We start from the raw sequence: 13,449 nt of genomic DNA on the forward strand, positions 1-13,449 counted from the left end.
TATTACCCCAAAAGCGGGCTTACGAATACAACCAGACACGCATTAGAGAAAGTAGCTGCTCAGTACTGATAGGTTTCTTCATATAATCAGAGGCACCGGCTTCTATACACTTGGCCCGGTCCTCCTTCATTGCCTTGGCCGTAAGCGCAATAATGGGCAGTTTCTGATACTGCGGCATCTGTCTGATCCGGCGCATGGCCTCATAGCCATCCATTTCCGGCATCATCATATCCATCAGCACCAGATCAAAATCCTCCTGTTCCACCAGCATGTCCAGCGCCTCACGGCCGTTCTCTGCGAACTTAACTTCCATATGATACCCTTCCAGCACACTGGAAAGGGCGAATACATTGCGGATATCATCATCGACCAGCAGTATTTTTTTACCGTCGAACAGTTCTTCTTTATTGTGCAGTTTTTGCAGGATTTTACGCTTATCTTCCGGAAGGTTGGCTTCCACCCTATGCAGGAACAGCGTCGTTTCATCCAACAGTCTTTCCGGTGAACGCACATCCTTAATAATAATAGATTCAGCATACTTGCGCAGCTTTGTTTCTTCCTTACTGTCCAAGTCCTTGCCGGTATAGATAATAATCGGCATATCATTCAGATCTTCATCATCACGGATCTGGTCCAGCAGCTCAAAACCCGTCATATCATCCAGCATCAGATCGAGAACCATACAGTCATATCTTTGCTTGCGAAGCTCGCTCAGCGCTTCATGTCCAGTGGAAACTGCAGTGATAGCGACATCATCATGCCCGATGAGCTCCATAATAGAGCGGCGCTGAGTAGCGTCATCCTCTACAATCAGCAAATGCTTCAGGGTACTGGCCGTATAGTTCTCAATTTGTGAAAATGCATGGTCCAGCGCTTCTCTGGAGGATGGCTTTCTTAAGTAAGCCATAGCCCCCATCATCAATCCCTGCTTCACTTCATCATTCACAGAAATCACATGAACAGGAATATGGCGGGTCTGTGAGGAGCCCTTGAGCTCCCGTAGAATCGACCAGCCATCCAGAACTGGAAGCTGAATATCCAGGATAATCGCATCCGGCAGATGCGTTTGGGCCATACTCAGGCCAATATCTCCCTGAAGGGCCACCAGACCCTTAAAGCCGCGGCTCCGGGCCATATCAAGCAGAATCTTGGCGAATTTCTCATCATCTTCAATAATCAGCAGAATCTTATCCTTGGAAGACAGATGATCACGGTCATCCTCCATGATAATAGGCTCCATAGGCGCAGGCATAGCGTCTCCTGTATGTCCTGTCCCGTACTCGCTGTTATATTCGGATATCACCGAATCCTCACGCTCACGGGAAGCTGCAGCCTCGAGCACACCGGGAAGGAGGCTGTAATGACCCTTAACCGGCAAGTATAAGGTGAAGACACTGCCTTGACCTTCGCGCGAATCCAGACCAATGGCTCCGCCCATAAGCCGTGCAAGTTCCCGGCTAATGGATAGTCCCAGTCCGGTACCGCCATATTTGCGGCTGGTTGTCCCATCCAACTGCTGGAACGCTTCAAAGACAATATCTGTCTTGTCTGCAGGAATCCCAATCCCGCTGTCCTTCACAGATATCGCAATATATTCGAACTCATGCGGAAGGAAGGCGGGCAGATGCTCCTTATCCGCGGCACTTACCGCAAATTCCACAAAACCCTCACTCGTGAACTTGAAGGCGTTGGACAACAGATTCCGCAGAATTTGTTTCAGCCGGTGACTGTCCGTGAAGAGCGAATCCGGCAACGGCTCATCGAACAACAGGCGCAAAGACAATCCTTTTTTCACAGCCTGCGGTGCAAAATTCTGCTTCACAAAGGTTTTCAGCTCGGTTAAAGGTACTTCTTCATAATTCAGCTCCATTTTGCCGGCGTCCACTTTAGATAAATCAAGAATCTCATCAATCATCTTAAGCAGATCTGCGCCAGACATATAGATCGTATGTGCGAACTCCACCTGCTTCTCCGTCAGATTGCCGTCCTTATTCTCTGTAAGCAGCTGAGATAGAATTAGCAGACTGTTGAGTGGGGTCCGCAGCTCATGCGACATATTGGCCAGGAACTCGGATTTATATTTGCTGGTCACGGCAAGCTGCATCGCCTGCTTCTCCAACTGGCTGCGGGCATGCTCGATTTCATCCTTCTTCTCTTCCACCTCCTGCACCTGGTCCTCCAGTGCACGGGTCTTAGCGATCAACTCGGTATTGTAATGCTCCAATTCTTCCTGCTGCCGCTGCAGTAATTCTTCAGAGCGTCTAAGCGCATCCGTCTGCTCCTCCAGATCCTCATTGGAGCGGCGAAGCTCTTCCTGCTGTGTCTGCAGCTCCTCCGACTGGCATTGCAATTCTTCAGTAAGCGCCTGGGATTCCCGGAGCAGCTCCTCCACTACAAGCCGGCGGCTGATATTATTTAGAATCACACCCATGCTGATTGCAAGCTGGTGCAGCAATTCATTCTGCAGAACGCTAAATGGCGTCAAGGAAGCAAATTCAAGAACACCCATCAATTCATCTTCGAAGAGGACAGGATAGATCAGAATATGATCCGGATGTGAACCCCCAAAACCGGATGTAACAGAAATATAGTCATCTGGTGCCTCTATAAGCTTGATTGGAGTTTTATCCAGCGCGCTTTGCCCCACAAGCCCTTGCCCCATTTCAAAGCTTGCTTTGAGTTTGGCGCTGCCCTCTCCCGCATAAGATGCACTGCTGACAAGCAGATTAGGATTGTTCTGATCCTTCAGGTAAATCGCCCCGTATTGTGCACCAAGCACCGGGGTGAACTCACCAATGAAGGTCTGGGACACCTGTTCCAGTGAATTGACTCCACGCAGAAGATCTGTTACACGGGCAATATTTGCGTTCAGCCAAGCCTGATCACTCTGCGCCTGTGCATAGGCCTTCTCCATCTCCTGCTTCTGTTCAAGATCTTTGGCCATGTTCTGAAATACCCGTGCGACATCCCCAATCTCATCTTTGGAGGTAACCCTGATTCGGCGGATAGCCCTCATTTTGCCGTTGCCAAAGCTCTTAATCATCATGGAAACGACATCAAGCCCTCGAGTAATGCTCGGAATCACCCATAAAATAACCCCAAGCCCCAGCAGCAGCCCTATAACCATAATTAAGGTCACCGTCTGGATGGAGCTCTCATAAGCATGCTTAGCGTTAGTATTCTCTTCCGTCATTCTGAATGCGTTATAATCCGATAGGGCATTCAGGCTGTTCAGCACCTCTTCCTGAATGTTCTGCCCTTCGGCATTCCGGTAGGCATTGGCATTCTGAAAATAGCCGGCAGAGAGCATATCAAGCACTTTGTTCTGATAATTGATGTAACCCGAATAAGCTGATTCAATACGCTTCAGCAGCTGCATTTCTTCTGTGGTTTCCATTGAATCTTCTATATTCTGGAGGTACCCTTCGGCTTTTTTGACTTTAACATCAAGCTCGCTTTTTTGGGAACCGACCGAGAGCTTGTCGGCATTGAGCATGGAGGTCGTCAGTATACGCGCCATGTCGTTTACTTCACCCCGGAGTCCGGAGGATGCGCGGCCCTTGCTGTACCTATCCTGAAAGCTGTCCAGCTGGCTGCTCATATCATTAAGCCGGTCGTATCCAATGAAGGTTAACAAAAGCATAATGGCCAGCATCGCGCTGAAGCCGATCAGCAGTTTAGCCTTTATTTTCATTCCGGATCTGTTCCTTTCTTCAGCGAAATCCATACCAGGCATTTGTCATCATCACGTTCCTGGTCAGGAACGTCATGGAAGAAGGAGGCACGCATCAGCTGCTCATGCCACTCATGCCCTCCGTTCAAATAACCGACCATAAAGTCCAGCTGTTCTTCCTGTCCGCCCTCTGACATTTCGAGCAATCCGTCGGTATAGAGCACCAAGTGGCCTTCATCCTCAAAGGTTAGCGTTTGCGGCTCTATATCAATGCTGTCAAATAGGCCAACCGGATGACAGTTGCTCTCCAGCAAAACAGGACTTAGGGACCCACCCTCGAAGAAGAGCCCCGGCGGGTGTCCCGCGTTCACGTAATCAATACGTTTCATCCGGGTATCTATGACCAGATAAATCGCGGTAAAATAATACTGCACCAGCTGTTTCTCGATATATAACTGGTTAAACCGCCGGTTCAGCTCTTGAATAACTTTCTCCGGCTGTACATACGTCGTTACGGTATCCTTGAGTACAGAGGCCAGGAACATGCAGAATAGGGATGAGGAAATACCATGTCCCATCATATCCAGCAGAATAACGGCATACCTGCCGTCTCCAAGCGGGTACCAGGCATACAAGTCACCTGCAAGCTCCGCTGAAGGCTGGTAAAGAGCATGAACTTCAAAAGCCTCCTCCTTGAGCGGCAGACTGAGGACTGCATTTTGTACCAATGCAGCCAGCTTCAGCTCGTCCTGTATCCGCTGGTCCCGCTCCACATGCCAATCCTTTTCGCGCTTTAAACGAAGTGCCAGCCGGATACGTGCCATCAGTTCAACCTTGTTAATGGGCTTGGTCACATAATCTACAGCACCCGCATCAAGCGCTTCGGCCAATTTCTTGGAGTCACCGACCGCAGTAACCATAATAATCGGTATATCTCTCAGATGCTCATATTGCTGGACTACCCGGCAGGCCTCAATCCCATCCATCTCCGGCATCATCATGTCCAGCAGAATCAGGTCAATATCCGACTGTCTTGGCCGCTTGTCTTCAATCCCTGTGCCGATACCCAGCATCTGTAGCATCTCTTTGGCAGAAGCTGCAGTTATAAAGTTCCGGTAATCTTCTTTCTTAAGAATTTCACGGATTATGATTACGTTAGTCGGATTATCATCTACGATTAATATTCTCAATCTTCTTCACCCCGCACGAATAGTGTTTCAACCGTAAAATCCAGAAAACATTTAACTCTATCATACGATATCTAAAAAGCCAGTTTCCATAAAGCAAGATATTGGAATAAATCCGTGTTTTTGTATTCAACAAAGTAACCTCCAGCCCCACCACTTGCAGTGGGACTGGAGGTTACGCTATTGGACTATAGGTCTCTCCATGTGAATGCCATCGAATTAATGCAGGTTTTTTTTGGCGATAACAAGAACCTTGCCCGTATCAAGCTCTTTCTCGTAAAAGCCAGCTTCTGCTGCACTGAAACCTAGTGAAGTAATCTTGTTGCGGAGTGCGTCACCCCGTGAACGAAACATGTTGGCAATGGAGCCGAACAGCCCCTCTTCGTGTAATCCTACCTCATTCGTATCTGCTGCATCCACAATTCGGCCCTCGCGATCCGCATTATGGCTGATCACATAAATGTCATCTCTAGTGTAACCACTATCGCGCAGCCGATTCACTTCTTCTATCGCCTGAATACCATTCTCAAGCAGCTTGGCGTAAGCCTGCGTACGGATTGAATCCATGAAATCACGCTCCTTGTATTATATAAGAGGGCAACGCTAAAAAGATGACTGACTTTCATTAACCATCTTTCCACGCGTTTGAAACGCCTCAAGAAGAATTCCCGTCAAACAAATCAATACCGTCCCATTCACCTGTCTGTGAATTACGGTATATCTTAAGTGCGGTGCTTCCTCTCATATATACATCACCGTCTTCAGCTACAAAATCCGAAGAGCCCAGGAGTTCAGGCAGATTATTCTTCTGCGGTTCAATCCGCTGTCCATTCAGGTACAGTCCGTATTGCCCCGCTTCAGCCGGAGTGACATGCACGTATAGAACAGCCCCATCACAAATTCCGGCGGACATATCCGGATAATGGTACTCCTCACACCCCTGCCAAGGATCCGGGGTAACGGCGAGCGGCGTACCTTTAACCTGCAGCAGCTCCTCTTCCGGCATATACAAGGGCACCCCGGCAAGGGAATCAAAGGCAGTGATATAGGGGCTGGCATCTACACTGTGCTGAGTGGCGAGCACTACCGGCGACTGCGGAAACAACCAGGCGGCAGGAACAGACTCCTTTTGCGGAGATGCAGATAAATAGGGAGACAGGAGACTTAGCAAAAGAAGGATAACGTTCATGGAACATCCCGCCTTTCATGATCTGCTGCTTGGATGGCCGCCCCGGCTGCGTGTTCTCAGTCTTATGAATTAATGGCGGAATTTCTGCCAAATGGTAGCGGCTGTGTCTACACCTTTTAACGCCATGGCTATTTTTCCAGGTGCCTTCTTGGCATTTGTACTATCGTAGGAATTCACGGTGCGTTCTTCTGCGGGACTAAGCGGAGTGCTGTCTATCGATACCGCTTTAGCCTTTTCCTTCAGTTCACGCGACTTGCGGTACTTCTCAATGACGGTTACCGATACCTGCTTCACGGTCAGCGTCAGTTCATTCATAACGTCTCCGAGGTTTTTCACGGAATCGACAATCGGATCAATCTTTTGAATTTTGCTCTGAACATCTGCGGTAATATCGTTCGCGTGTCTGACTGTGGTTTTCACTTCATAAGTAAGTTCGTCAATCGTTTTCTGCACTTCCTGCAGAGTCTGGCTGACCTTATCGAGGGATTCCTTCGCTGATTTCAAGGTTTTAATTAAAAAGTAGACGAGTACGGCAAATGCAATCGCCACAAGTGCGACGCTTAGATCAATAATCATTTCCAAAACCCCTTCCAAATCGTTGAATGTCTGCTTGCCCTGCCTTATTACTGCATAGTTACCCTTACGTGAATAGCCCGAAACAAAAGTCAAATCCCCTCCCCTTGTTTGTTTCAAATCAAGACTCCCCGTTTAAACAATGACTACATTCGACTACACCCTACACACCGAAAGGATGACACATCATGTTAAAATGGTCGGTAATTCTGCTTGTTATTGCTCTAATCGCCGGTATTTTCGGATTCTTCAATGTTGTAGCTGCCGCTGTAGGCATCGCAAAAGTACTGTTCTACATCTTCCTGATTCTCTTCATTGTTTCACTGTTTATGGGACGCAGGGGAAGATCGATGTAAATAGCACCAGCCGCTTTTAAGATCTTCTCCATATACAGGCACACATTGAGCCCGGACTCCTGATGGAGTATCCGGGCTCAATGTGTGTGAAGCAGCAACCTGCCGCCTTTTCCCCGGAAACCACCTATCCATGCTTCGGAACGTTCTTCTATCCTATTCACGCTGTAGAAAATGTAGGCCTTCACCCTTGACCGTTGCTGCGAAAAATAAAAAATAAGACGTTTGGTTCATAAGGCCCTCTTTCTGTTTACATGCTTATTAGCACAGCACGAATAAGGAAAAACCTGCTACAAACAAACCAATCCCAGGAGGAATCACAGATGAAAAAATTCGCCAGTATCGCAGTAGCAATGGGTCTTGTAGCTTCTTTTGCCGCAACAGCTTCAGCCGATGAAGTATCGGGTACCACCACAACCGTAACAGGTAGCACATACGGTGAAAAATTCGAAACTGTAATCACACAAGCAGATATTAAGCCAGCCACTCCTATGATTATCCTGACCAAAGCGACGCCTTTCCACCTTTCCATGGATAGTATGACTCCAGCGGGCTGGTTGAGCGCACAGACCATAGATACCACTGGGGCTGTCATGACCGACAGCTGGGGCAATGAATGGAGAGAAATTTACACTTGGCTGGGTAAAGCCTGGATCAAGGTGCCTGCGTCTGCTTATGTAATCACTCCAGCGATGTAATGATTTCATAATTGTACCTCCGGCAGGAAGAACATGCTATGAAGCATATTCTATGCCCGGCCGAGCGCCCGTAAATCCCAGCCTTTTCATACTCTTTGCGGGCCTACATACAACAAGCCGTGCAGATCCATAAGATCTGCACGGCTTGTTTATGTCTGGGCCTGCTATGGGGCCAATGAATAATACACATAAAAATAGAGGCTATCCCTTCAGCAGAATCAATCTACTAAAGGGATAGCCCCACAAAACACCCGCCCTAGTTCACCCGTCACAAACTTGTACTGCTGTCGCTTCGCATCTCTACTATTCTATATTTTAGCGGATGACCGAGCCCCCGTAAAGGAAACGATTCATCCAAGAAGCGCTTAATTTATCAACCCGTACTCCGCCTGAAGTTACTGAATAGGTCTGGAGCAGCTGACCATCCCCCAAATACATAGCTACATGCGTAATTCTGGCTGTCAACTTGTCAATTCCGGCATATGCGGAAACCGAGCTGCCTTGATAATCCGTGAAGAACATCAAATCTCCACGCTTCAGGCCGGAAATATCGGTGACTACCGTACTGTTCTGCTTAATCCAGTCACCCTGCTGCCGGGAATCGGCAGGAAGCTTCAGATTGGCTGCATCCATAAAAATCTGCCGGATAAAATCGGAGCAATCAAAGGTGCTGGTATCGCTGCGGCTGGAACCGAACTCATAAGGGGTTCCAAGGTAGCCCATCCCTGCAGCAATTACACTCTCAATGACTGCCGCCTGTGGTGGAGCCGTAGGCACCGGTGCAGGTGTTGGTGTCGGCACTGGTGTTGGCACTGGTGTCGGAGCAGGAACAGGCAATGCCGTACCTTCATCCACTAAAATGTATTGATCCGACGAGCTTGTATATCCAACATTACCATTAGCCGTTCTTACCTTGTACCAGTAGCTATTCGGTACTTCCAAAATGGCAACCTGATCATCTTTATATAGATATCCCGTAATCTGCCCGCTCGTTGAAGGGGTATCCCGAAGACGGACTGTAGCTTGAATCACTGCTGTTTGAACTGCCTGAGCTGCGGCTACTTGGATATACTGCTCTCCCCTGCTTGTATATCCAACGTCACCGTCTACGGTTCTGACTTTGTACCAATAACTGTTCGTTTCTTCCAGGATAACAACCTGGTCGCCCTTATTCAAATATTTCAGCACTTTTCCATTTGTTGATGGAGCTGTACGCAGACGGACTGACGATACAATAACGCCTGTTTGCGCTGCGGATACCGAAACGGATGATTGGGCAGAAACAGAAGCGGCCTGCGCCTGCTGCGGATTGAACACTCCCAGTGATACCGCAAGTGATGCCGAGACCAGCAAAGATGATGCCAGCCCTTTATATGATACGATCATAGCGTTCCCCCGCTTAGCATAATGAGAAAATCAACAACGGTGCGCGCTTCGTTTGTTGCTTTCTGCCCTCATTATAGGCTTGACCGGGAAATGGAACATGCTCCAAATTTCACAAAAAAGCTTGCCAACTTATGGTAACTACCGGGTCTATAGTCTTGAATTCTCCTTGGATTTGGTGGAAATTACAGCTAATTAGAAGAAATTAAGGAATCTCAAGACTTCGGTTCGACATGAACCTGCACATTCATGATGTTATGCAGCTTGCTCATCCGCTCCTCAATAGAGTCACTGATGGCGTGGCCTTGCTTCACTGTAATCTGGGCATCGACTTCCACAACCACATCCACCAGCACATGATTCCCATGAACACGGGCCTTTAAGTCCTTGATACCTTCGACTCCGGGTGTGCGGGCAATTGTGCTTCGAAGATCCAGCAGCTGATCCTGGTCGAATCCGTCCGTCAGGCGGTATGTTGAATCACGGAAAATATCCCATGCCGTCTTCATTATCAGCAAACCGACAGCGACTGCTGCCGCGGAATCAATCCAGGGCAGGCCGAATTGTGCCCCGACAATCCCTACCGCAGCTCCAATACTTACCATTGCATCCGAGAAATTATCCTTGGCTGCGGCCATCAGTGCGTGGTTATTAATCTGTCTGGCGAGCCGTTTGTTATATATATATACCCCCATCATAGCTGCGGCACACACCACTGCGACCCCGGCTGACCATAACTGCGGCGTGGCTTTGGCTCCCTCAAATAAGGAACGGACAGCTTCCACAATCACTTGAATGCCAACCACCGCCATGATAAAGGAGGCCAGCAGCGCCGCCACCGTCTCCGCACGGAAATGTCCATAGGCATGATCCGAATCGGGAGGTTTCCGCGAAATGCGCAGACCAATCAGCACCGCAAGCGAAGCAACAATATCGGTGAGGTTGTTGAACCCGTCCGCAAGCAGTGCGCTCGAACCGAATACATACCCGCTGATCAGCTTGAAGGCCGATAGAATGAGATAGGCGATAATACTGATTAGAGCGCCCCGTTCACCTTTACGTATATCATCATATATATCAACCAACCGTCATCCCCCCATATTACTCTCTATACTGTTCCCGTGCCCCGGCAGATCATTCTTTGAATTATTCTTGCCCTTGTGGCAGCTTTTAAAAACAATTAGAATAAAGGAAAGGACTTGCTACCTAAGGGGGTTAACATAATGAGCGAGAACAATGAAAAACCAAAAATCAACCTGGCAGATGCCATCCGTCAAAAACTGGAGCAGAAGAAACAGCACGCTTCCGGCAAACCCGGTTCCACCTTTCAAGCCGGTTCTGCCAAACCGCTAAAAAGCCAGAATAACAAAAAGCCCAACAATCAGCGCCGCCGGACCGGTGGTTCCTAAGTAAGGGTACTTGTTTATATTTGGAACATAAACGGCTGCGTTATCCCTTTCGGGACGACGCAGCCGTTTATCATATGAACATTGCTTGTTCTTCTATATTATTCTTACACTTCTACAGGATACATCCGGGCACGCATTTCCTTGATTTCCGGATTCTCCAGATACTCATCATAGGTCATGGAGCGGTCGATAACCCCTGCCGGTGTAATTTCAATAATACGGTTGGCGATGGTCTGAATAAACTGATGGTCATGGGAAGTGAATAGAATCGTGCCATCAAAATCAATCAGTCCGTTATTGAGTGCAGTAATTGATTCCAGATCCAAGTGGTTGGTGGGCTCATCGAACACGAGCACGTTGGCACCGTTCAACATCATCTTGGCCAGCATACAGCGAACCTTCTCGCCTCCGGACAACACACTTGCTTTCTTCAGTGCTTCCTCACCGGCGAACAGCATCCGTCCAAGGAATCCGCGCAGGAAAGTTTCGTCCTGATCCTTGGAGTATTGACGCAGCCATTCTACCAGATTCATGTTCACCCCATCGAAATAGCTGGAGTTGTCTTTCGGAAAATATGCCTGTGTTGTTGTAACGCCCCAGGTATACTCGCCGGCATCAGCCTCTTTCTCGCCCATAATCACATCGAACAGCAGTGATTTTGGCTGAGAGTAAGGACCGACAAAAGCAATTTTGTCGCCTTTGTTGACCACAAAGCTGATCTCATCCAGCAGCTTCTCGCCTTCCACCGATTTGCTCAGCCCGCTGATGGTAAGCAGTTGCTTACCGGCTTCACGCTCCGGTTTGAAGTTGAGGAACGGATATTTGCGGTTCGACGGGCGGATATCGTCCAGGGTAATCTTCTCCAGCTGTTTCTTACGGGAGGTCGCCTGTTTGGACTTGGAAGCATTGGCGGAGAAGCGCTGGATGAACGCCTGCAGCTCCTTCATCTTGTCTTCCTTCTTCTTGTTCGAGTCACGCTGCAGCGCCTGGGCCAGCTGACTGGATTCATACCAGAAGTCGTAGTTGCCTACATACATCTGGATTTTACCGAAATCGATATCGGCAATATGCGTACATACCTTGTTCAGGAAATGACGGTCATGGGATACGACAATAACAGTGCCTTCATAATCCATGAGGAAGTTCTCCAGCCAGCCGATGGATTCCAGATCCAAATGGTTGGTAGGCTCATCGAGCAGCAGGTTGTTCGGACGTCCGAACAGGGCCTGTGCAAGGAGTACCCGGACCTTCTCGTTGCCGCTGAGTTCGGCCATTTTCTTATCATGCATTTCACGCATAATCCCAAGCCCGATCAGCATAGCAGCAGCATCAGGCTCTGCGTCCCAGCCGTTCAGTTCAGCAAATTCGCCTTCCAGTTCACCGGCGCGAAGTCCGTCAGCTTCGGTGAAGTCGCTTTTGGCATAGAGCGCATCCTTTTCCTTCATGATGTCATACAGGCGGGTATGGCCCATAATTACCGTTTCCAGTACCAGATACTCGTCATACTCGAAATGGTTCTGTTTCAGTATGGCCAGACGTTCGCCGGGTGTAATATGCACATCGCCGATGTTGGCTTCAATCTCTCCAGACAGAATTTTCAAAAAAGTGGATTTACCCGCACCGTTCGCTCCGATTAGGCCGTAGCAGTTGCCGGGTGTGAATTTTATGTTGACATCCTCAAATAGTGCGCGTTTTCCGTAGCGGAGTGTTACGCCGCTTGTACTGATCATTAAGCATTACCATCCTTTTCACTTAGGGTTCCGGCTCATTATAGCATAAAAACAAGGAAAAAAGCCCGAAGATCCGCCTATAAAGTATAGTTTTGCCCAATAAACGGATACATGTAATCTCTATTGGGCTGGTGTCCGCTCCGCCGGATGTACAATCAGCGTTTCCCCATAAGCCAGTGTACGTATACGTTTACCGTCAATTCCATGTGCCAGGCGCGCCTGTTCCATCCGGTCCAGCGCCTCCCGGGCCGTGTCATCCGCCAGCCGGAAGGTTCCAAAGTGCATGGGGATCATCAATTCCGCGCCTACATCCATAAAGGCCTGGACGGCTTCCTCGGGAGTCACATGCTGCGAGCTCATGAACCATTCCGGCTCATAGGCACCGATTGGCATCAGCGCCACATGCAGCTTGAAGCGGCTGCCAATTTCTTTGAATCCCGGGAAAAATCCGCTGTCTCCGGCAAAGTACAGATTGGGCGGTAGCTCATGCGCGGCTCCGTCACCCCGGGGATGCTTGCCGGGCTCAGCAGGCTGCAGCACAAACCCGCCCCAGTGGGAGGTATTGGTATCAAAGGGCGTCCGCCGCGTCCAGTGCTGTGTCGGGACAAAGGTCAGCTTCACGGCCCCCAGGGTAAGCTCCTCCCACCACTGCATTTCCAGGCAGTTCGCAAAGCCTTTGCGCACCATCTTGCGTTTCAGTCCTACCGGCACCACCAGCGTGGTTCCCGTCTTGTACAGTTTACGTATAGACGCGAGATGCAGGTGATCATAGTGCGAATGGGAGATCAGAATAAGATCCACCGGGGGTATGCCGCTGAGCGGAATGCCGGGCTCGCAGATCCGTTTCTCAAACCCCAGCCGCTGTGCCCATACAGGATCGGTAATGATATTCATCCCTTCATATTGAAGCAAAAATGTCGAATGCCCAATCCAGGTTATCGTCGTATCGAGACGGTTCTCCACTAGATAGTCCAGCTTGGGCGGATAATTCGGCACTTTATAGGAGTAGTCTTTCTTCTTCATCCGCCGCTCCTCGCGCCACTGGCGGAGCTGCTTGAGCGTTTTGTCGGTACTGACATTGTCAATGTTATTGTAGCGTAATCTGGCCATTCCGCATCTCTCCTTAACAAGTTGCCGGAAAATATACTTTATTCTAACTATAGGATTCTACGAATGGATTTGCAAAGTCGCGTAATGCCCAAACCCTTATGCTACAAAGTTTAACCATTTGGTACCAGGCTTAAGCGGAACGGT

12 protein-coding genes are annotated in these 13,449 nt (G+C 49.0%); 3 read left to right on the forward strand and 9 right to left on the reverse strand.

All coding sequences use genetic code 11. The annotated features are described in order from the left end of the window. Window positions 1-19: 19 nt before the first annotated feature. From A3849_RS20440 to A3849_RS20460, 5 genes are all read right to left on the reverse strand, one after another. Window positions 20-3,694: a response regulator gene (locus A3849_RS20440; protein WP_074113077.1), complete on the reverse strand. Its 3,675-nt coding sequence runs from the start codon at window positions 3,692-3,694 to the stop codon at window positions 20-22. Further along, window positions 3,691-4,863, reverse strand: coding sequence for a SpoIIE family protein phosphatase (locus A3849_RS20445; protein ID WP_074113078.1), 1,173 nt, complete (start codon window positions 4,861-4,863; stop codon window positions 3,691-3,693). Before A3849_RS20445 ends, A3849_RS20440 begins: the two co-directional genes overlap by 4 nt. A 216-nt stretch (window positions 4,864-5,079) precedes the next feature. Beyond that, entirely contained in the window at window positions 5,080-5,427 is a 348-nt protein-coding gene (locus A3849_RS20450; RefSeq protein ID WP_074103525.1) for a YflT domain-containing protein, read from the reverse strand. A gap of 88 nt (window positions 5,428-5,515) precedes the next feature. Further along, window positions 5,516-6,049 carry a hypothetical protein gene (locus A3849_RS20455; protein ID WP_074113079.1) on the reverse strand — a complete coding sequence of 178 codons (534 nt, stop codon included), beginning with the start codon at window positions 6,047-6,049 and terminating at the stop codon, window positions 5,516-5,518. Window positions 6,050-6,118: 69 nt separating this feature from the next. Next, window positions 6,119-6,625 carry a DUF948 domain-containing protein gene (locus tag A3849_RS20460; protein ID WP_074113095.1) on the reverse strand — a complete coding sequence of 169 codons (507 nt, stop codon included), beginning with the start codon at window positions 6,623-6,625 and terminating at the stop codon, window positions 6,119-6,121. Window positions 6,626-6,810: 185 nt separating this feature from the next. On the opposite strand from A3849_RS20460, the gene A3849_RS20465 reads away from it, so the two are divergent. Beyond that, on the forward strand, window positions 6,811-6,978 hold the full coding sequence (locus A3849_RS20465; RefSeq protein WP_039838412.1) for a DUF1328 domain-containing protein: 168 nt from the start codon (window positions 6,811-6,813) through the stop codon (window positions 6,976-6,978). A gap of 320 nt (window positions 6,979-7,298) precedes the next feature. Continuing rightward, window positions 7,299-7,673, forward strand: a complete 375-nt coding sequence (locus A3849_RS20470) for a hypothetical protein (protein WP_074113080.1) — start codon at window positions 7,299-7,301, stop codon at window positions 7,671-7,673. A gap of 315 nt (window positions 7,674-7,988) precedes the next feature. On the opposite strand, the gene A3849_RS20475 is transcribed toward A3849_RS20470, so the two are convergent. Next, complete coding sequence (locus A3849_RS20475) at window positions 7,989-9,059, reverse strand: C40 family peptidase (protein WP_074113081.1); 1,071 nt, start codon at window positions 9,057-9,059, stop codon at window positions 7,989-7,991. Window positions 9,060-9,271: 212 nt separating this feature from the next. Beyond that, a complete protein-coding gene (locus tag A3849_RS20480) occupies window positions 9,272-10,141 on the reverse strand; it encodes a cation diffusion facilitator family transporter (RefSeq protein ID WP_074113082.1) in 870 nt (289 codons plus the stop codon). A gap of 138 nt (window positions 10,142-10,279) precedes the next feature. Between A3849_RS20480 and A3849_RS20485 the strand changes: the two genes are divergently transcribed. Then, window positions 10,280-10,465 carry a hypothetical protein gene (locus tag A3849_RS20485; RefSeq protein WP_036694961.1) on the forward strand — a complete coding sequence of 62 codons (186 nt, stop codon included), beginning with the start codon at window positions 10,280-10,282 and terminating at the stop codon, window positions 10,463-10,465. A gap of 104 nt (window positions 10,466-10,569) precedes the next feature. On the opposite strand, the gene A3849_RS20490 is transcribed toward A3849_RS20485, so the two are convergent. Next, on the reverse strand, window positions 10,570-12,195 hold the full coding sequence (locus A3849_RS20490; protein WP_074113083.1) for an ABC-F family ATP-binding cassette domain-containing protein: 1,626 nt from the start codon (window positions 12,193-12,195) through the stop codon (window positions 10,570-10,572). A 120-nt stretch (window positions 12,196-12,315) separates the two neighbouring features. Continuing rightward, on the reverse strand, window positions 12,316-13,305 hold the full coding sequence (locus tag A3849_RS20495; RefSeq protein ID WP_074113084.1) for an MBL fold metallo-hydrolase: 990 nt from the start codon (window positions 13,303-13,305) through the stop codon (window positions 12,316-12,318). Between the last annotated feature and the right edge of the window lie 144 nt (window positions 13,306-13,449).

It is taken from the genome of Paenibacillus sp. P46E, from assembly GCF_001909095.1.
Lineage (GTDB): Bacteria > Bacillota > Bacilli > Paenibacillales > Paenibacillaceae > Paenibacillus_AQ > Paenibacillus_AQ helianthi.